The sequence below is a fragment of the Streptomyces sp. NPDC052496 genome, from assembly GCF_040679095.1.
In the GTDB taxonomy this organism is placed as follows: domain Bacteria; phylum Actinomycetota; class Actinomycetes; order Streptomycetales; family Streptomycetaceae; genus Streptomyces.
In genome coordinates this window covers 22,013-41,862 of the sequence record NZ_JBFAUH010000003.1, presented here as the reverse complement: position 1 = coordinate 41,862, position 19,850 = coordinate 22,013, and the positions used below count along the sequence as shown (strand labels likewise).

15 protein-coding genes and 1 pseudogene are annotated in these 19,850 nt (G+C 72.4%); 5 read left to right on the top strand and 11 right to left on the bottom strand.

Going from position 1 to position 19,850, the window contains the following annotated elements; translation table 11 throughout:
• Positions 1–55 precede the first annotated feature (55 nt).
• The 5 genes and pseudogenes from AB0L45_RS05585 to AB0L45_RS05565 form a co-directional block, all read right to left on the bottom strand.
• Positions 56–1,390, bottom strand: a complete 1,335-nt coding sequence (locus AB0L45_RS05585) for an LCP family protein (protein ID WP_365837030.1) — start codon at positions 1,388–1,390, stop codon at positions 56–58.
• A 233-nt stretch (positions 1,391–1,623) separates the two neighbouring features.
• Positions 1,624–1,878 carry a hypothetical protein gene (locus AB0L45_RS05580; RefSeq protein WP_365836449.1) on the bottom strand — a complete coding sequence of 85 codons (255 nt, stop codon included), beginning with the start codon at positions 1,876–1,878 and terminating at the stop codon, positions 1,624–1,626.
• 150 nt (positions 1,879–2,028) lie between these two features.
• Complete coding sequence (locus AB0L45_RS05575) at positions 2,029–2,505, bottom strand: hypothetical protein (protein ID WP_365836447.1); 477 nt, start codon at positions 2,503–2,505, stop codon at positions 2,029–2,031.
• A gap of 55 nt (positions 2,506–2,560) precedes the next feature.
• Positions 2,561–3,520, bottom strand: a complete 960-nt coding sequence (locus tag AB0L45_RS05570) for a M56 family metallopeptidase (RefSeq protein ID WP_365836445.1) — start codon at positions 3,518–3,520, stop codon at positions 2,561–2,563.
• A gap of 310 nt (positions 3,521–3,830) precedes the next feature.
• Positions 3,831–4,232, bottom strand: a pseudogene (locus AB0L45_RS05565) (BlaI/MecI/CopY family transcriptional regulator); the annotation flags it as partial.
• Between the two features lie 170 nt (positions 4,233–4,402).
• Between AB0L45_RS05565 and AB0L45_RS05560 the strand changes: the two are divergent.
• Positions 4,403–4,978 (top strand): TerD family protein, encoded by a 576-nt coding sequence (locus tag AB0L45_RS05560; RefSeq protein WP_365836443.1) that lies wholly within the window; start codon positions 4,403–4,405, stop codon positions 4,976–4,978.
• 108 nt (positions 4,979–5,086) lie between these two features.
• Here the strand turns inward: AB0L45_RS05560 and AB0L45_RS05555 are convergent, their stop codons facing one another.
• Complete coding sequence (locus tag AB0L45_RS05555; protein WP_365836441.1) at positions 5,087–5,542, bottom strand: TerB family tellurite resistance protein; 456 nt, start codon at positions 5,540–5,542, stop codon at positions 5,087–5,089.
• Positions 5,543–5,952: 410 nt separating this feature from the next.
• On the bottom strand, positions 5,953–7,335 hold the full coding sequence (locus tag AB0L45_RS05550) for an alkaline phosphatase (protein WP_365836439.1): 1,383 nt from the start codon (positions 7,333–7,335) through the stop codon (positions 5,953–5,955).
• A gap of 498 nt (positions 7,336–7,833) precedes the next feature.
• Here AB0L45_RS05550 and AB0L45_RS05545 point away from each other — a divergent pair, with 498 nt between their 5' ends.
• Positions 7,834–8,397 (top strand): DUF6344 domain-containing protein, encoded by a 564-nt coding sequence (locus AB0L45_RS05545; protein ID WP_365836437.1) that lies wholly within the window; start codon positions 7,834–7,836, stop codon positions 8,395–8,397.
• 417 nt (positions 8,398–8,814) lie between these two features.
• Here AB0L45_RS05545 and AB0L45_RS05540 read toward each other — a convergent pair whose 3' ends face one another.
• From AB0L45_RS05540 to AB0L45_RS05525, 4 genes are all read right to left on the bottom strand, one after another.
• Complete coding sequence (locus AB0L45_RS05540) at positions 8,815–11,049, bottom strand: MFS transporter (RefSeq protein ID WP_365836435.1); 2,235 nt, start codon at positions 11,047–11,049, stop codon at positions 8,815–8,817.
• 116 nt (positions 11,050–11,165) lie between these two features.
• Positions 11,166–11,768 carry a GNAT family N-acetyltransferase gene (locus AB0L45_RS05535; RefSeq protein ID WP_365836433.1) on the bottom strand — a complete coding sequence of 201 codons (603 nt, stop codon included), beginning with the start codon at positions 11,766–11,768 and terminating at the stop codon, positions 11,166–11,168.
• Between the two features lie 214 nt (positions 11,769–11,982).
• Positions 11,983–13,254 (bottom strand): sensor histidine kinase, encoded by a 1,272-nt coding sequence (locus AB0L45_RS05530; RefSeq protein WP_365836431.1) that lies wholly within the window; start codon positions 13,252–13,254, stop codon positions 11,983–11,985.
• 261 nt (positions 13,255–13,515) lie between these two features.
• A complete protein-coding gene (locus tag AB0L45_RS05525; RefSeq protein ID WP_365836429.1) occupies positions 13,516–14,211 on the bottom strand; it encodes a response regulator transcription factor in 696 nt (231 codons plus the stop codon).
• A 783-nt stretch (positions 14,212–14,994) separates the two neighbouring features.
• Between AB0L45_RS05525 and AB0L45_RS05520 the strand changes: the two genes are divergently transcribed.
• The 3 genes from AB0L45_RS05520 to AB0L45_RS05510 all read left to right on the top strand — a co-directional run bounded on the left by AB0L45_RS05520 (position 14,995) and on the right by AB0L45_RS05510 (position 19,798).
• Positions 14,995–16,230 (top strand): histidine kinase, encoded by a 1,236-nt coding sequence (locus AB0L45_RS05520; protein WP_365836427.1) that lies wholly within the window; start codon positions 14,995–14,997, stop codon positions 16,228–16,230.
• Positions 16,227–16,886 (top strand): response regulator transcription factor, encoded by a 660-nt coding sequence (locus tag AB0L45_RS05515; protein ID WP_365836425.1) that lies wholly within the window; start codon positions 16,227–16,229, stop codon positions 16,884–16,886. The genes AB0L45_RS05520 and AB0L45_RS05515 overlap by 4 nt, the downstream gene beginning before the upstream one ends.
• Before the next feature lie 419 nt (positions 16,887–17,305).
• Positions 17,306–19,798, top strand: coding sequence for an amino acid adenylation domain-containing protein (locus AB0L45_RS05510; protein WP_365836423.1), 2,493 nt, complete (start codon positions 17,306–17,308; stop codon positions 19,796–19,798).
• The last annotated feature ends 52 nt before the right edge of the window (positions 19,799–19,850 follow it).

Genomic DNA, 19,850 nt, shown 5'->3' with positions numbered 1-19,850 from the left:
ACGGGCCGTGTGGGCCCGTCCGGCGCTCCGCCGGTTCGTACGACGTGTCCCGGGCTCAGCCCGTCGTGCTGAATCCCTCGCCGACCGTCAGCGTCACCACGCCGGGACCGGCGGCCGCCGTGTCGCCCGACTTCTCCGCCTTGACGTTGCCCAGCCGGGCGGCGAGCACCTTGGCCTGCGCCTCCATCGACGCGGGGTAGGTGATGGCCGTGTCCTTGGCGCCGGGCGCCGCGTTGCCGGTGGAGACCACCGTGAAGCCCAGCTTGCGCAGGTCGGCCGCCGCACCGGCCGCGTAGCCGGGCGTCCCCGTGCCGTTGAGGACCCGTACCTTCACCGAGCGCGCCGTGACGAGCTTCTTGGCCTCGGCGGCCAGCTTGTCCTTGCTGACCTCCTTGTCGTGCGCCAGGTCGCTGAAGAGGCCGCCGGCCTGCGGGTACTGCCACACCACGTTCGCCTTGTCGGTGGGCACGTCCGCCTCGCGCGGATAGTTCGGCACGGTCAGGAAGGTGAGCCGGTCGCTGGGGATGTCCTTGACCGTGGAGGCCAGCTCGGACAGCGGCTTGACGCCCGCCAGCTCGTTGTCGGTGGTGATCGACTTGGTGGCCGAGTCGAGGAACTCGTACAGCGCGCCCGGGCTGGTCAGCTTGGACTGCGCCTTCGCGCCCAGCGCCTTCATGAACTCCTGCTGGCGGCCGATGCGGCCGAGGTCGGAGCCGTCGCCGACGCTGTAGCGGGTACGGACGTAACCGAGCGCCTTCTCGTCCTGGACGTTCTGACAGCCCGCCTCCATGTCCAGGTGCGCCTTCTTGTCGTGGATCGCGGTCTTCGGGCAGACCTCTATGCCGCCCAGCGCGTTGACCATGCCCTTGAAGCCCTGGAAGTCGACCGAGACGAAGTGGTCGATGCGCAGCCCGGTGTTCTTCTCGACGGTCTTGATCGTGCAGGCCGCCGCGCTGGCCACGTCCCCGCTCTCGCCACCGATGGTGAACGCTTCGTTGATCTTGAAGTGGTGGGGCTTGGACTTCCGCCCCTTGCCGCTGTCGCAGGACGGGATGGACACCCAGGAGTCCCGCGGGAACGAGACGGCGGTGGCCCACTCGCGGTTGGCCGCGATGTGCAGCACCATCAGCGTGTCCGACTGCATCGTGTCGAGGTTCTTGCCGTACTTGGAGTTGGCGCCCGCGCGGCTGTCCGACCCGACGACGAGGATGTTCTTGGAGCCGGGGCTGAGATTGGCGGGGCGGTCGCCGCCGAGGCGGCTGCCGACGTCCGCGCCGTGGATGTTGCCGTCCAGCTTGAAGTAGACCCAGCCGCCGACACCGGCCGTGATCAGCAGCAGTACGCCGATGACGCCACCGGTCCAGGCGACGATGCGCCCGCGCCGGGTCATCCGGGCCTTGCCGGGCTTGCGCCCCCGGCCGGAGCCGGAGCCGGAGCCGGCGGCGCGGCGGGAGCGGCCGGAGCCCGAACGGTCGGCCCGGCGGGCGGCGCGGGAACCGGCGGAACCCGCGGTGCTGTCGGGGCCCACGGGGCCGGAAGTGGCCGGAGTGCCGGTCTGGCCGGAGGATGCGCCCCGCCGGGGCCGGTGCCTGTCTTGCACGCTCTCATGGTCCTTCTGGTGCGTCAGATGCCCGCGCTCGGCAGAACGAGAATCCGGTCGGGGTCGTACGGAAACCACTGCGGGCAACTGCCGCCGCTGCCGCGCATCGTACGCAACCGGCACCACAGTTCGCCTGCCCCGTCCCGCCACCAGGCGCTGACCCGGCCCAACTCCCACTTGCCGTCGGAGTGTTGCAGCTCCACCGGCTGGTAGACCCACTGCACCTCCGCCTCGGGAGGAGGGCCGCCTCCCGGCGGGGATCCGGACCTCGTCGTCATCTCCCCCTCACGCCACGCCCGTTGCGAACGTTTCGGGCACTCTACAGGCCGGATCTACAGGGCTGTAGAAGCGATGGGGTGTGGGGCGGATCACATGGCGGGGGTGGGGTGAGACGGGGGTGAGGTGGGGTGGAGCGGAGGGGGAGGGAGTCAGGGGCGGGGGAAGGTGGCCGGTGCGTTCAGGCGGTCCCGCAGTCGCTCCAACGCGGGCCGGGCCTTACTCCATGGCACCCGGTCCAGTGTCCAGTGGTGGCTGAGCCGGTAGGCCCCGTCCACGGGCGGGTCTTCGGCACTGGCCGCGCCGATCCGGTGGCAGGGGTTGGAGAAGAGCGTACTCGCCGTGCGCGGTCCGGGCTCGCCGCGCCTGCTCCCCGGTATCGTGCGCCGCAGCCCCAGGGGCCGGTAGGCGTCCTCAGATGCGCTGAGGACACGTTCCGCCATCGTCCCGGGGACCACCTCGGCATACTCCCTGGGCGCCGCCGGCTCGTCCGTACTGCAGGCCGCCGCGCCCGGCATCACGAGGACCGGGACGGCTGCCGCGATGACGTGGCCGAGGGCGGACACCTTGGGGGCCGTACGGGGCCCGGTCCGGCCGGTGCCGGTGCGGTCTTCTCTCGCGGTCGTCACCGCCGCATCGTACGGAGCGTCTGTTCGCCGCGGGCCGGGCCGCCTTGAGGGCGTGTCAGAGCGGGGTGGCCGCCTTCAGGACGAGGAAGAGGGCCACCGACGCGTTCACCGCGGACAGGGCCGAGGCGGCGGTGCCCGCGGCGGCGACCAGAGCGGCCAGGCCCGCCGGGGTGAGGGCGGGCGGCCAGCTGCGGGCCGGGGGCACGGGGTCCAGGAGGGCCGCCACCCGGCGCGGTACGGGCCCCGGGGCGGCGAAGCCGGCCAGCAGCGGGCTGGGCGTGGGCCGGGAGGCCAGCGCGGCCTTGCCGACCGCGCGCGCGGTCAGCCGCCGGTCGCCGACGGTCCGCGCCGCCTCCTCGTCGGCCCAGCGCTCGGCGCTGAAGGCGACGGCCGTACGCAGCGGCAGCAGCAGCGGGTTCGCGCAGCCGGCCAGCCGTACGGCGAGCTGGTAGCGGTGGTGGCGCTCGGCGAGGTGGGCCCGCTCGTGGGCGAGCAGGGCGCGGCGCTCGTCCCTGTCCAGGCTGCGCAGCATGCCGCGGGAGACCGCGATCCGGCCGGGGCGCGCGGGCCTGCCGGGGCGGGCGGGCAGGCCGGGTACGGCGTAGGCGTACGGGGTGTCGTCGGGCAGTACCGCCAGTTCCGTGGCGGACGGCAGGCCGTCCAGCGCGCGGTGCGTACGGGAGCGGACGCGGTAGTGGCGGCGCAGTTCGGTGCCGCAGGCCGTCAGGACGGCGGCGAGCCCGGCGATCGCCGCCGTACCGGCCACCTCGGCGAACGGCACCGCGGCCCGTACCTCCGGGTCCGACCAGCCGTCGGGCAGCGGGTTGCCGGGAAGCTGGGCGGTGCCCACCACCATCAGCAGCCCCAGGCACAGCGTGCTGCACACCCCGAGGACCACGGCCAGCGCGGTCAGCAGGCGGGTGGTGCTGCGCGGGTGCAGGTGCTGGCCGGCGAGCCGGGCGATCGGCAGCGCGGTCAGCGGCAGGACGAGCGGGAGGAAGACGAAGACACCCATAGGTCAGTCAGTCTCCGGAGCTTTCGGGGGCTCCGGGAGTCGTGGGGGCTCCGGGAGCGGCGGGGCCTTCGGGAGTCGCCGGGCTTTCGGGAGTCGCGGGGGCTCCCGGAATCGCGGGGCCTTCGCGGGTCATGGGGCCTTCGGGAGTCGCGGGGGCTCCCGGAATCGCCGGGCCTTCGGGGGGCGCGGGGCCTTCGGGAGCGGCGGGCTCCCCGGAATCTCGGGTTGCTGCGGAATCCCGGGTTGCCGCGGAACTGCGGGCTGCCGCGGGACTTCGGTCCGCCGCGGAATGCCGATCTGCCGCGGGGTCCTCGTCGGTGGCGCGTTCCAGCAGGGTGCGCAGCAGCTGCTCGTCCTGGGCGGAGAGCGCCGAGACGAAGCTGGCCAGCACGGCGTCCCGGTCGGACTCGCTGTCCAGGACGCGGCGCATGCGCAGGGCGGCGAGCCCGGCCTCGTCGGCGGCCGGGGTCCACGCGTAGGACCGGCCGACGCGTTCCCGGGTGACCGCCTTCTTGGCGTGCAGGCGGGAGAGGATCGTCATCACCGTCGTGTACGCGAGGTCGTCGCCGAGGTGGTCCTGCACCCAGGCGGCGGTGGCGGGCCCGGGCGCCTGGTGCAGCGCGGCCAGTACCTGCGCCTCCAGCTCGCCCTGGCCCCGGCGGCGCGCGCGGTCGCGCCCGCCGGGATGGCCGCCGAAGGGATCCCCGTTCATTGCCGTCGCCTCCCGTTCGTACCGCACGCCCCGCGCGGCGGGGGCGTCGCCCGATCCTACTGAGCGGTCCGGGAACGCGGACCGGTTCCCGTTCGTCATGCTCTACAGCACTGTAGATTTTGTGGCCCGCCGCACAGGGGAGGCCACACCCCGACCCGGGAGGAACATCCATGGGAGTCTCGCTGGCCAAGGGCGGCAACGTCTCGCTGTCGAAGGAGGCACCCGGCCTGACCGCCGTGACGGTGGGCCTCGGCTGGGACGTCCGTACGACCACCGGCGCCGATTACGACCTGGACGCGAGCGCCCTGCTGTGCAACGAGTCGGGCAAGGTCGTCTCGGACCGGCACTTCGTCTTCTACAACAACCTCACCAGCCCGGACGGCTCGGTGCAGCACACCGGCGACAACCTCACCGGTGAGGGCGAGGGCGACGACGAGTCGATCAACGTGAACCTGGCCGGTGTGCCCGCCGAGGTCTCCAAGATCGTCTTCCCGGTGTCCATCCACGACGCGCAGACCCGCGGCCAGAGCTTCGGCCAGGTCCGCAACGCGTTCATCCGCGTCGTCAACCAGGCCGACGGCAACGAGCTGGCCCGTTACGACCTGACCGAGGACGCCTCGACCGAGACCGCCATGGTCTTCGGCGAGCTGTACCGGCACGGCACGGAGTGGAAGTTCCGCGCGGTCGGCCAGGGCTACGCGTCCGGGCTGGCGGGCATCGCGGCGGACTTCGGCGTCAACGTCTGATCCGTTCCGGTGCCACGGTAGCCACGGTAGGACCGTGACCGGTACGGCGGCGGGCCCGCGGCGTGTGTGCCGCGGGCCCGCCGCCGTGTGCCGGGTGGGGGAACCGGCTCAGAGGTCGAACTCGGCCGGCGGGATGTCCAGCGCGTAGCAGACCTCGCGCACCACGGCCTGCTCGGTCTTGTCGAAGTCGCCGTCGGCGCCGCCGATGACGATGCCGATCTGGATGACGGCACGCGCCTCGACCGGCTTCTTCTTCACCTTGCCGATCTCCTGCATGAGGCCGACCTTGCCGAAGTCGAAGTCGGCGGTCAGCTTGTCCAGGTAATCGTCGAAGCGGCGGCGCAGGTCGTCGGCGGAGAAGTTCTGCAGCACCTCGTTGGTGGCGATGAGCTGGGCCACCCGCTGCCGCTCGGAGGGGTCGACGTGTCCGTCCGCGGCGGCGACGAGCGCGCACATCGCCATGCTCGCGTCCCGGAAGGCGCCGCTCTTCAGGTCGTTCTTCTTCGCGACGAGCTGGTTCTGCATCGTCTGGGCGGAATCCTTGATCCGGTCCCACAGAGCCATGTGGATCTCCTTGTCGTTCCCGCGTGGTGCCACGCATCGCTGCTGGTCGAGCTCTGCGCGGTCGAGTGCGTCGAGTAATGCGCAAGCAAAATCTACAGGCTTGTAGATTTCCGCGGGACACCGGCTGTCGGGGTGGGTGGGGCCGGGTGCCGGGGTGGGCGGACCGGCCGCCGGGGTGGGCGGACCGGTGCGTACCGGGTGCGTACGGGTGCGGACCGGGTGCGGACCGGGTGCGGACCGGGCGCGAACCGGTCGCGGACCGGGCGGTCATGGCAGGGCGGGCGGGCGGTGCGCCTTCTGGGCCGGAACGTGCGGAGGGCCGGAGCGTCAGCCCCGGCCCTCCGTATCCCCCGCTTCCCCCGAAACGCCCCCCTCGGGCGATTCAGCCGGTCAGGCCGGCGCCTGGCCGGTCAGCGCAGCCGCAGTGCGGTGCGGATCGTGGTGAACAGCTGCGTCTGGTCGGTGACGCCCAGCACGCGGTACGCCTGCGGGCCCTGCGCGGCGATGCGGACCTGCGTACCGGTGTGCTCCTGCGACTTGCCCGGCGTGTTGGTCGAGTAGTTGACCTTCAGCTTGCCGCCCTCGTCGGTGACGAGCGTCGAGGACAGGCCGGGCGGGTTGGCGTCCAGCGGCACGATCTGGCTGGAGTGGCCGTGGTCGGCGGTGGTGACGACGAGCGTGTCGGGGTGCTTGGCGGCGTAGTCCCGGGCCACCTTGACCGCGCGGTCGAACGCCGCGGTCTCGCCGATCTGCCCGCAGGGGTCGGCCGCGTGGTCCTGCTTGTCGATCGAGGCGCCCTCGACCTGGAGGAAGAAGCCCTTGTCCCGGCCGTGGCCGCGCTGGGACTGCTGCTTCTTCTCCAGGAGCTGGATGGCCTTGGCCGCCTGCTCGTCCAGGGCGGGCGTGCCCTTGGGGCGCTGCGGGTTGCCGGTGGTGCAGCGCTGCGCGTCGGTGCCGCCGACGGCGGCGGGCTTGCCGGTCCACTCCACCGGCACGTTGCCCGGCGCGAACAGCCCGAGCACCGGCTTGCCGCCCGCGACGCTGCGGACCCGCTTGAGCCCGTCCCGGTCGGTGACGATCTGGTAGCCCAGCTTGCGGGCCTGCTCGGCCACCGTCAGGCCCTTGTACGGGCCTTCGGTGATCTTCTGGTCGAAGCGCTGCTTGCCGCCGCCGAGGAGCACGTCCACCTTGTGGTTCACGCTCTGCTCGGCGATCGAGCCGGGGCCGCCCTTGCTGATCTTGTCGGTGGGGCACTTGGCCATGTCGGCCGGGCCCTGGCAGCTGCGGTCGGTGGCGTGCGAGGCGAGCACGGCCGGGGTGGCGTCGGTCAGCTCGGCGGTGGTGACGGAGCCGGTGGCGTAACCGTTCTTCTGCGCCAGCTCCAGGATCGTCGGCAGCGCCTTGTCGGTGTCCGGCGTCTTGGATATCCGGCCGTTGACCGTCTTGTGGCCGGTGGCCCAGCCGCTGCCGCTGGCCGCGGAGTCCGTGACGTAGTCCGGCTTCTTGTGCTCGTCGACGGCGTACGTGGTGTACGTGCCGGTCATCGGGAACTTGTCCATGTTCAGCCGGCCCGCGGCCCCCACGGTGTAGTCCCGGGCGAGGGTGATCTCGCTGTCGCCCATCCCGTCACCGATCAGCAGGATGACGTTCTTCGCCGCCCCGCCCCGTACCGCCCGCTCCGCCTGGTGCTCGGACCCGAACGCGGCGGCTCCCGCGGGTACGGCGGCGGCGGTGGCGAGCACCACGGCGGCACCGGTGATGACGCTGCGGCGGGACAGGCGCAGTCTTCGCATGAGTTCTCCTCTTCGCACGTCGGCCGGATGCCGACGCAGCGAAGCCCACCAGCCCACGGTGAACCCCAGGTGACCAGCGCGCGGCGTCTCGGACGCCGCCACGTCAACGGGCGGCGTCCGTCGCGCGGACCGTCCACCGTCCTGCCGTACGCGCTCTCCGGGCACGTCCACCGGGCCTGCCGTACGCGCTCCCCGCACGCACCCACCGGCCTGCCGTACGCGTTCCCCGGACGTGTCCACCCGGACCGCGCTTCCCGCCACTCGGGCGGTCCGATCGGTTGAAGTCGTCCCGGTTCGGCCGACCGGGTGGTGTTCATCGGAAGAACGGCGAATCGCGGTCGTCGGTCCTCGTCTTCCTGCCGCGCCTACACATCATGAGGAAAGTACGCAAATCGGTCATCGGGACAAGCGTCTCAGCGGCGCTGTGCCACCGCTTCACCGCGGCGCCGCCCCGAAGGCCCCGAACCATCGCAGGACCGAGCAGAGAAGAGAGGGATCATGGCCGCCACCAAGGTCACGAGACTCTGGACCGCCTTCACCGTCGTCATCCTCAAGTTCCTCGCCGCGCTGGGGTTCCGCACCCCCGCCACGGCTTCCTCCGCCGCCTTCACCCCGTACCCCGCCCCGGCCGAGGGGGCGACGCACGGCACGGCCGCACAGCTCGCCGCCGGGACCGCAGGTGTCGGCGGTGCCTCCGGCCGCCCGTACGGGGCGGGGGAGGCAGCCGCGCCGCCGCCCGGCAACGGGCCGGACGCGGCGTGGCAGGCCGCGGACACCGAAAGCCCGGACCGTGAAAGGGACTTCGGGTTCGCGCCGGACGCGCCGCTGTTCGCCGCGGCCCGGATGATGTACGGGCGAACCCTGCCGCCGACGATGAAGCAGCGCATCCGCGCCGAGGCGCACGGCGCGGCGCCCAGCTCCCGCTGCGTGCAGTCCGACGCCTTCGACGCCCCGTACACCGGCCCCGTGGGCGCGCCGCCGGCCCGCCCCGCCGCGGTCCCGTCGGCCCGCGGCGCGGTGCCTGCCGCCCGTCGCCCCGAGCGCGTACTCTGCCCGGCCTGAGCCGTATCGCGTGCGTGCTCCCGAGCGGAGCCGCTCAGGTGCCGGAGTGACTGGTTTACGGCTCAGGGACCGGCTTGCGGGGCAGTGACCGGCTTGCGGGGCAGTGACTGGCCTACGGGGCAGTGTCCGGCTTGCGGGGCAGTGACCGGCTTACAGGTCGGCGACCGGCTCCCGGACCAAGGACCGGCTCCTGGATCAGGGACCGGCTCCCGGATCAGGAACCAGCTCACACACCGGTCTACGGATCGGCGTCCGGCCTACGGATCAGTGCCCGGCCTACGGATCGGCGTCCGGCCTACGGATCAGCGTCCGGCCTACGGATCAGTGCCCGGCCTACGGATCGGCGACCGGCCTACGGATCAGCGTCCGGCCTACGGGACGGCGACCGGCCTACGGATCGGCGACCGGCTGACGGATCTACGGAAGCGGCCTCCTGGCGGCCTCGTGAGTGAGGTCGAAGTCGAGGCGGCGTTCCCGGTCACCCGTGGCGAGTGTGACCCGGTCGGCGTGCGGCGGGAAGCCGGCGGCCGTCAGGGTGTAAGCACCGCCCGCGAGGCCGGTGAAGGCGAAGGTGCCGTCCGGTCCGGTCACGGTGTGGACGGTGGGGGAACCGTCCTGGCCCTGAAGCGTGACAGTGGCGTCCGGAAGCGGGCGGCCGTGCGGATCCCGTACGGTGCCGCGGACGGCGGTCTCCGGGACGAGCCGGACATCCTGCCGTTCCGGTGTGCCGGAGGACAGCAGTGAGCGCGCGTGCGGGCGGTGGCCGACGGCGCTCAGTACCAGGGTGAAGTCCCCGGACGGAAGTCCGGCCAGCTCCCAACTGCCGTGCGGATCGGCTGTCGTGGTCGCCACGACCTCGCCGTACGCGTCGGTGAGCACCACGCGTCCGCCGGCGAGCGGTGTGCCGTCGGTGCCTCCGAGGAGGGTGCCGTGGACGCGGCGGGTGCCGGGCCGGGACGAGGTGACGTGGACGGACGCGGGCGTGGTGGCGCCCGCGGTGTCCGTCCGGGCTGCCGTACCGGTGGGTGCGCCCTGCTCCGCGCCCGCCTGGGCGACGATCTCGAACTCCCCGTTCTCCGCCCCGCTGCGCGCGAGCAGCTGGGGCCGTGACGCCGCGCGGGGCGACGGGAGGAACGCCGCCAGGGCGAGGCCGACGACGACCGCGCCGGTGGCGATGACGAACGAGGTGCGGAACCCGGCCATGGTCGGCACCGACACCGCGCCCGCCGGGGCGGACATGTGGGCCAGCACCATGCCGATCACCGCGCTCGACACGGACGTTCCGATCGAGCGCATCAGGGTGTTGAGGCCGTTGGCGGCGCTGGTCTCCGAGGGGTCGACGGCGCCGACGATCAGGGCGGGCAGGGAGGAGTACGCCAGGCCGATGCCCGCGCCGACCACGACCGAGATGATCACGGTCTGCCAGGCCGCGCTCATCAGGCCCAGCCCGGCGGCGTACCCGACGGCGATGATCAGCATGCCGAGCATCAGGGTGGCCTTGGGCCCGCGCCGCGCGGATATCCGGGCGTACACGGGGGCGGTGAGCATCATCGTCAGGCCGAGCGGTGCCACGCACAGACCCGCCACCACCATCGACTGGCCCAGGCCGTACCCGGTCGACGTGGGCAGCTGGAGGAGCTGCGGCAGGACGAGCGAGATCGCGTAGAAGGCGACACCGACCATGATGGATGTGAGGTTGGTGAGCAGCACCTCGCGCCGTGCGGTGGTCCGCAGGTCCACCAGCGGCGCGGCGACGCGCAGTTCGAAGAGGCCCCACAGGACCAGGACGGCGATCGCGCCGCCGAACAGGCCGAGCGTGGTGGGCGAGCCCCAGCCCCAGTCGCTGCCCTTGGTGACCGGCAGCAGCAGGCAGACCAGGCCGCCGGTCAGGCCGATCGCGCCGAGTACGTCGAACCGGCCGGTGGCCCGTACGGAGGTCTCGGGTACGAAGGCGACGCTGAGCAGCATGGCCAGCACGCCCAGCCCCGCCGCACCGAAGAACAGCGCGTGCCAGTCGGCCTGCTGGGCGACCAGGGACGCGGCGGGCAGCGCGAGGCCGCCGCCGACGCCGATGGAGGAACTCATCAGCGCCATGGCCGAGCCGAGGCGCTCGCGCGGCAGCTCGTCGCGCATGATGCCGATGCCGAGCGGGATGGCGCCCATGGCGAAGCCCTGGAGCGCCCTGCCCACCAGCATCGTGGTCATGTCAACCGTAAAGCCGCAGATCAGCGAGCCGGCGACCATGAACGCCAGGCTCGTCAGCAACATCCGGCGCTTGCCGTACAGGTCACCGAGCCGGCCCATGATGGGCGTGGCGACGGCGCCGGTCAGCAGCGTCGCCGTCATGACCCAGGTGGCGTTGCTCGGGGCGGTGGCCAGGAGGGCCGGCAGGTCCTTGATGACCGGTACGAGCATCGTCTGCATGACGGCGACGACGATGCCGGCGAAGGCGAGTACGGGGACGACGGCGCCGCTGCCGGTCCGCCGGGTGCCCTCCGGGGCCGCGGACGCCGCGGACGCCGCGGACGCCGCGGACGCTACGGGCGTTCCGGATTCCGCGGGCGCTCCGGGCGCTGCTTCGGGGGGATCGGGCAGGGGGTGCGCGGCGGTGGGCGCCGGTTCCCCGGCGCGTCGGTCCGTCGTCTGCGGCATATGTGCTGCCTCCGTGGGGTGCAAGTGGATGCCCCTTGAACGCTTTTGCTGCCGTGGACATTCCGCGGGCTTCTGAAAAGGCCCTGTACGGAGCTCCGTTCGCGCCCCGCGCCCCGTCAGGCGCCCGGTTTGCGGGTCATCGCCCAGGTACGCGGACCACCGTCCGGGAGCGGGTACTCGGCGGTCACCTGGAACCCGAGACGCTCGTAGAAGCGCACGTTGCGTATGTCGGAGGTCTCCAGGAACGCGGGCAGGCCGGCCGCGTCGGCGGCTTCGAGCCCGGGACGGACGACCGCGCCGCCCAGCCCACGGCCCTGACAGCCGGGGTCGACGCCCACCGATCCGAGGAACCACACCGGTTCGGTGGGGCGGTGCACGCCCATGGCGGCCTCCGCCCGCGCGGACACCTCGGCCCGGTCCCCGGCGATCTCCGCGAACCGCGGCCCGAGTTCCCGGAAGACATCACCCGCTCCGGCGGTCTCCGGTGTGGTCCACACGGCCACCGCGGCACCGTCGTCGGCCACCCACACGCGCCCGTGGTCCAGCCCGACGCGGGTGACGAACAGCTCGTTGAAACGGTGCAGACGGCCGGTGTGCCCGTCGGCCGCGAGGGTGTGCCGGGTGAAGGCGTAATCGGCGAACGCGCGGTCCAGCGTGTGCAGGATGCGGGGGAGGTCGTCGCGGGTGGCGGGCCGGACGGCGGGGGAGTGCGAGGTCATGGTGTCACCGGTTCGGTCGGGCGGGCGGCCTGGAAGGGCGTAGGGCGTAGGGCGTAGGGCGCGTCGTGCACGGCGTACGGCAGGGGTGTGACCACCGCTCGGTCATGTCTTCCCGCAACTCAGGTAAGGGCACCGGGCGCGGCTCCGCAAGCGCTTAAGGCGAGAGGAGTCTGGTCCGGCGGCCCCGTCCAAGGCGCCTAGCCCCGCACGCAGTTCACGACGCCACCGTCAACGCACACGGCACCCGGAAACCGACGATCGTGGGCCCGCCCGCCGGGCTGCTGATGCTGAGCGTGCCGTCGAAGGCGGCCAGCCGTCGCTGGATGCCCGGAAGGCCGCTGCCGGACTCCAGCCCCGCGCCGCCGTTGCCGTCGTCGGTGACGGTGACGGCCAGCACGTCGGCGCGGTACTGGACGTCGATCAGGACGCGGCGCGCGCCGGAGTGCTTGGTGGCGTTGGTGAGCAGCTCGCACACGGCGAAATAGGCCGCGGACTCCACGGCCGGCTCCGGGCGGGACAGCAGGTCCGCGGTCACCTGGACCTGGAGGCGGCTCTCCAGCGCGAGCGAGCGTACGGCGTCCACGAGGCCGCGGTCGGCGAGCACCGGCGGGTGGATGCCGCGTACGAGATCGCGCAGCTCCTCCAGTGCGCGCAGGGAGGCGTCGCGGGTCTCGGCCAGCAGCGCCCGGACGGCTTCCGGGTTCTCGTCCAGGAGTGATTCGGCGGCGCCCAGCTTCATGCCCATGGCCAGGAGCCGCGCCTGCGCCCCGTCGTGCAGGTCGCGCTCGATCCGGCGGATCTCGGCGGCGGAGGAGTCGACGGCGTCGGTACGGGTGCGGGCCAGGTGTGCCACCCGCAGGCCCATCTCGGCCTTGGCGGTGGGCGCGAGCAGGGAGCGGGTGATGCGGGCGTGCAGGCGCAGCACGTACGGGGCGATCAGCAGCGCTACGGGTATCTCGGCCAGGCCGAGGCCGCCGGCGATCCAGGCGGTCTCCTGGCCCCGTACGGGGACGAACAGGTACCAGGTGCCGTCCCAGACGCCGGTCACCGGCTCCCAGATGAACGGCAGCGTCATCCCGAAGAGGCCGTGCACGAGCATCGCGAACGGGAGGAGCGCCAGGAGCCCGGTCACGGTGACGGCGCACTGCGCCCACAGCACATCGCGCCAGGTGGCGCTGTCGGCCAGGAGCGCTGAACACCTGCGCCAGGCGCCCTTCCAGCCACCGCCCGCGCGGGGCACGGGCCGGTACGGGTCGCCGACCGGCACCCCGGTGTGACCGGTCAGGCGGCGCTGAGCGGTGGCGGACCAGCGCAGCGCCGCGATCAGGCCCGGTATGAGGAACAGGCCGAACCCGAGGAGGGCCAGGGACATGCCGATGACCACGAACCAGGCGAGGAAGACGGCGAGCAGCCCGAGGAAGAACATGCTCAGCCCGCGGCCCATGGCCAGCCAGCCGGCGCTCAGCCAGTTGTGCCCCTGATGCACATCCTGAGCAGCAACGGCAGCGGCAACGTCACCGCCGCTACCGAGGGCATCACCAGTACCGCGGCTACCGCCGCGACCACCCGCAGCGACTCCGCCACCACTGACGCCGCCGTTCGAACCTTCGCTCATGTCACTCGTCTCCGTGCCGGTGCTCGCTGCTCGGCGCCCGTGCAGGGCTGGCCCAGGACCTGTGCAGGGCTCGTGCAGCTTCGTACGCCTTCATCGTCCGCCGCGCGGCGCCGCCGGGCAGTGGTGTCAGCCCTACCTTTGAGCCGCCGCATCGGACACCCCCGCCCGCGCCGGGTCGTTGTGCACATACGTCAGGTACGCCAGGACCGCCTGCACCCGGCGGTTGTCGTCCTTGGACGGCAGCAGCTGGAGCTTGCTGAGGATGTTGTTGATGTGCTTGTCGACGGCTTTGCCCGTGACGAACAGTGAAGCGGCCACGGCGGCGTTGGACCTGCCCTCCGCCATCAGGCCGAGCACCTCCAGCTCGCGCGGGGTCAGCCGGTCCAGTGGCTCGCGGCGTGCCCCGTGGTGCAGGAGCCGTTCGACGACCTTGGGGTCCATGGCCGTACCGCCGCCCGCGACGCGGCGGACCGCCTCGATGAACTGGCGGGTGTCGAGCACCCGGTCCTTGAGGAGGTAGCCGACCGATCCGGCGCCGTCGGCGAGCAGTTCGCGCGCGTACAGCTGCTCCACGTACTGCGAGAGCACCAGGACGGGCAGGCCGGGGACGCGGCGGCGGGCCTCCAGCGCGACCTGGATCCCCTCGTCCGAGAAGGAGGGCGGTAATCGTACGTCCACGATGGCCACGTCGGGCCGTTCGTCGAGCAACGCGCGCAGCAGCTCGGGCGCGCTGCCGACGGACGCGACGACCGTGCAGCCGTGCGCGGTCAGCAGGTGTTCCATGCCCTCCCGCAGGAGGAACAGGTCTTCCCCGAGGACGACACGCATCTTGGGCCTCCCCCCGGCGGCAGCCGTTCGTGGGCGTTGTCCCCGCACAGCGCCGCTACGGTCCGGACCTTACCGCCTGCCTCTGACACCCCCGGGACAACCCGGCAAAGCAGCAGCGAACCCGGCAAACCGCCGTCGTACTTCCTGAAGTCACCCGCCGACAGCCATGGAGCAGCGCCTGCCTGGCCGACGGCGCGGCCGCCAAGGCCCTCTTCAGCAAGGACGCGGACACGGTCCGCCCCACAGCCAGTACGGCGAGGATCATGGCCGTGCCCGTGGTGCTCGACGCCAAGGGCGTGGCTCGACAGCAAGGACCGGTACGCCGACGCCGCCAAGCTGCTCGACCACGGCTTCGGCGCCACCAAGGCGAAGACGGCGGTGCCGTCTCCGTCGCGGCACTGAAGTGATGCGCGCCCGGACGTTTCCGGTGATGCGGTTCATGCGTATCAGGGGATACCGGCCGGCCGGGCGAACGTACGGAATGGTGAACCGGTCGAATTGCCGGTCGTGCAAGGGACCGTATTCGTCTGGGCGGCTCTTTTCCTGAAGTGTGGAAATGGAGAGGGGAATGCACAGTGCGGGGGCGGGATCTCGGGTGGGAGGGGGTGGGACAGGAGCGGAAGGGCGTCGCGAGGCGGCTATACGATGCCGTGTGTGACGAGCGACCGGGACAGTTCAGAGCGGCCATCGAGTGCGCAGGGGGCGGCGAGTACCCGGCGTCCGCGGGAGCTCGGAGCGAAACAGCGGCCGGTGTCCGCCTTGCGGTGCCTGCGCGGGGAGCTCGTGGACTTCTCGCCACGGCCCCTGCCGACTCTGCGCCGGTCACGGAACCGGGTCCTTCGCCAGCTCCCCGTCGTCCTCGTCGCGCTGGTCACCCTCTACCTGTGCATACCCGGAACGGGAGTGGTCGCGGAGCGGCTCCAGCTGTCCTGGCCGGTGCCGGCGCTGCTCGCCTGCGTCCAGGCGGCGGCCGTGCCGCTGAGCCTGGTGAGGCCGGTGGCCGCCTGGTGGCTGTCGCTCGCGGCCATGGTGCCGTATCCGCTGGTGCTGGAGGCGCTGGGCACCGTACCGGCCACGGATACGCCCTGGCCCTGGACGGACCCGGGGCTCCTGGCGCATCTGACGGTGACCCTGGTCGTCGCCTGGCGGGTCAGCGCCCGGCTGTTCGTCACGCAGTGGCTGCTCACCCTGGCCGTCGGCGGGGTGCTGGCCGTGGTGCTGCGGCCCGAGGGCGCGGGGCAGGGGCTGTACTCGTTCGGGATACTGTCCGGGGTCGGACTGCTGCTGCTGGGCGCCGTGCGCGGCCGCAGAGAGGCGCAGCGGCAGCTGCGGCGGCAGGAGAAGCTCACCGAGATCGAACGGTTCCGCCGGACCTTGCTGGAGGAACGGGCGCGTATCGCGCGGGAACTGCACGATGTCGTCGCCCATCACATGTCCGTCGTCGCGGTGCAGGCGGAGGCCGCCCCGTACCTCGTCGCCGATCCGCCGGAGGCGATACGGGAGAGCCTCGGCAGCATCCGGCAGAATGCGCTGGCTGCCCTGACCGAACTCCGGCACATTCTGGGCATGATGCGGTCCGATGCCCCCGGCGCGGACGGTAATGACGGCAAATACGTGCCGCAGCCGAGTTTGCTGGATCTCGACGAATTGGTCGGCAATGTCAGGGCGGCCGGACTGACCGTCGAGACGGAAATACGAGGTACGGCGCGGGCCCTGCCCCATCATGTCGAGCTCTCGGCGTACCGCATCACTCAGGAGGCGTTGAGCAATGTGCTGCGCCACGCGCCCGGCGCACAGGTCAGGGTGGAGCTGACCTACGGGCAGCCGGACCTGGGGGTTCGGGTGATCAACAGCCCGGCTGCCCCCACCGTGCCCCGCCAGAGCGGCAAGGGCCACGGAATCCTCGGTATGCGGGAACGGGCCTCCATGCTCGGTGGCACGCTGCACGTGGGGCCCATGAAGGACGGCTGGTTCGAGGTGCGGGCCCTGCTGCCCACCGGTGAGAGTGAGGACGCATGACGATTCGAGTGGTGATCGCCGATGACCAGGCCATGATCCGGGGGAGCTTCGCGGTCCTGCTCAACGCGCAGCTGGACATCGAGGTCGTCGGTGAGGCGGGCAACGGCGCGGAAGCCGTCACGCAGGTGGACGACCTGGCACCGGACGTGGTGCTGATGGACATCCGGATGCCGGTGATGGACGGCCTGGAAGCCACCCGCCGCATCACCGGCAGCGGCAGCCCGACCAAGATCCTCATGCTCACCACCTTCGATCTGGACGAGTACGTGTACGAAGCGCTGCGCGCCGGGGCGAGCGGCTTCCTCCTCAAGGACTCCTCGGCCCATGAACTCGCCGCCGCCGTACGGACCATCGCCACGGGCGGCGCGCTGCTCGCCCCGACCGTCACCAAGCGGCTGATCGAGGAGTTCTCGAAGCAGGGCACGGCGCGCGCTCCCCGCCGGGACCGGGTGGCGGACCTGACCGAACGGGAGACGGAGGTGCTGAGCCTGATCGCCCAGGGCCTGTCCAACGCCGAGATCGCCGAGCAGCTCGTCATCGCCGAGCAGACCGTGAAGACTCACGTCGGACGCATACTGGTCAAGCTCGGGCTGCGTGACCGTACGCAGGCGGCGGTGTACGCGTACGAGGCGGGGCTGGTGGTCGCCGGGGAGTGAGACCCCGGCCCACCGACACGGCCCGTCGCGTACGGGCCGCCGGCGGCACGTCATACCTGAGAGCCAGTGCGGAGAAGAGCTCTCAGGCGGGATGCCGTGCCGGCCGCCCGGGCACTAATTTCTTCCCGAGTCCTTCGCGAGCCCTCCCCGGCACCCGCCCCTCTGGTGACGTCCGGCACACGATGCCGCCCGGCGCGGCCGTGGCGCCCGTTCCCGCCCCTTTCCGGCAGCGGTGATAACCCCAGGGGTCTCGAACCGATATCTAGCCAATAATGCGGCGACTTAGCGTCGTCTCCGGCCATTGCACAGGTGCTGAAGAACGTCCGTCCGGGCGTTCGCGATGGAAGGTAAGGCGAGTGAAGGTTCGGCAGGACGGGCAGCCCAGCGCGCCCGCGCATCGGCATACGACTGCCGCCCCCGTGTCCGACCGGGAATTCTGGCAGCGGGTGCTCGCCGAAGGCGGGTACACGCCCGTACCCAGGTGGTCCGCCGTGGACGCCGCCCCGGAGGCCGTCGCGGAACACCGGGCTCCGGTCCCGGCCGCGACCGCGCAGGCGGTGCGGCAGCTCGCCGACGACCTCGCCACCACTCCCGGCACCGTCCTCCTCGCCGCCTGCGCACGAGTGCTGGCGGCCCTGACCTCCGACTCCGCCGTCGTGGTCGGCTACCTGGACGCCGACGGCGCCGCACCGCAGGCGCTGCCCTGCCCGGTGCCGGTGGCCGACGGCTCGTGGCGGGCCCTGCTGGGCACCGCCGCCCGGGCCGCCACCGACGTGACCGGCCGGCCGGGCGCGGCCCTCGCGGAACTGCGCGCCGAGACCGGCCGTACCGATGCTCTCTTCGACACGCTCGTGGTCGCGGGCCGCGCCCCGCGCGCGGCCGACATGGCCCCGGAGACGGTGCTCGCCGTGGGTGTGGACACGACCGGCACGCAGCCGGAACTCGTCCTCGGCCACCGCCCCTCCGTGCTGGACGGCGACCAGGCCGGGCGGATATCCGGCTACCTGCTGGCCGCCCTGGAGACGCTGTCCCACCGCCCCGAGGCCGGTCACCACGAGTGGACTCCGGTCTCCGCGGCGGAGGCCGCCCACCAGATCGACGGACTGGCCGGCCCGGAGCGCGAGCTGCCCGACCGCCGGGTCCACCAGCTCTTCGAGGAGCAGGTCCGGCTGCGCCCGCAGGACATCGCCGCCGAGCAGGGCGCACGCTCCTGGACCTACGCCGAGCTCAACGCTCGCGCCAACCGCGTCGCGCATGCCCTGCTCGCCCAGGGGCTGCGCGACGAGGACGTCGTCGCCGTGGTCAGCGAGCGCAGCCTGGAATGGCTGGCGGCCGTGCTCGGTGTCCTGAAGGCGGGCGGCGTCTACCTCCCCGTGGAACCGCACTTCCCCGGCGACCGCATCGCCGACATGCTCACTCGGAGCGAGTGCCGCCACGTCCTGGCCGAACGTGACGCCTGCGCCGGGCTGCCCGAGGCGCTGGAGGCCGCGTCCGGTGCCCGCGCGCACCACCTCGACGACGTACTCGCCGCCGGCCACCCCGACACCGACCCGGGGCTGCCCGTCGCCGCCACCCAGGCCGCCTACATCTACTTCACCTCCGGCTCCACCGGCAGGCCCAAGGGCGCTGTCTGCGAGCACGCGGGGTTCACCAACCACCTGCTCGCCAAGATCGAGGACTTCGGGGTCCGCGAGGGCGGGGTGGTGGCACAGACCGCTCCGCAGTGCTTCGACATCTCGCTGTGGCAGCTGGTCGCCGCACTCGCCGTCGGCGGCCGCACCCACATCGTCGAGCAGGCCGCCGTCCTGGACGTGGCGCGCTTCGTCGAGACGCTGGAGAGCGCCCGCGTCGAGGTCGCCCAGGTCGTGCCCTCCTACCTGGAGGTGGTGCTGACCGAACTGGAACGCCACCCCCGCGAACTGCCCCACCTGCGCTGTGTCTCGGCGACCGGCGAGGCCCTGAAGAAGGACCTGGTGGCGCGCTGGTTCGCCACCCTCCCCGGTGTCGCGCTGGCCAACGCCTACGGGCTGACCGAGACCTCCGACGACACCAACCACGAAGTCATGCGCGCGGTACCCGCGCAGGCTTCGGTGCCGCTGGGCCGCCCGATCGCCAACGTACGGATCTACGTGGTCGACGAACTGCTGCGCCCGGTGCCGCTCGGCTCGCCCGGCGAGATCGTCTTCTCCGGTGTCTGCGTGGGCCGCGGCTACGTCAACGACGAGGAGCGCACCCGCGCGGCGTTCGTGCCCGACCCGCACCACCCGGGCGCCCGGATGTACCGCTCCGGCGACTTCGGCCGCTGGCTGCCGGACGGGCGGCTGGAGTTCCTGGGCCGCCGGGACGCCCAGGTGAAGATCAGCGGCTTCCGCATCGAGATCGGCGAGGTGGAGAACCAGCTGCTGCGCGTGTCCGGGGTACGCGACAGTGCCGTCGTCGTCACCGGCGAGGACGGGAACAAGCAACTGGCCGCCTTCTACACCGGCGCTCAGGAGCTGCCCGCGCAGACCATCGGCAAGGAGCTGGGCGCCGCCCTGCCCGAGTACATGGTCCCCGGCCGTTTCCACCACCTCCCCGCCCTGCCGCTGACCCCCAACGGGAAGATCGACCGCAAGGCGCTGACGCGTACGGCGGACGAACTCGGCGCGGTCGAGGGCGAGGTCCGGGCCCCGCGCACGGACAGTGAGCGCAGGCTGGCCGCTCTGTGGGCGGACGCCCTCAAGCTGCCCGCCGAGGCCGTCGGCCGGGACACCCACTTCTTCGAAGCCGGGGGCACCTCGCTGGCCATGCTGCGGCTCGCGGTCGCACTGGACCGCACGGTGACACCCGCGGAACTGATGGGCCGGCCGGTGCTCGCCGACCTCGCCGCCCTGCTGGACGAGCGGGCCACCGGGAACCCCGGAACGGCCTGACACCCCAGGAGCCCGCCCCTGATCCGGCCCCGGTGGCCGGCCCCCCTTCCTG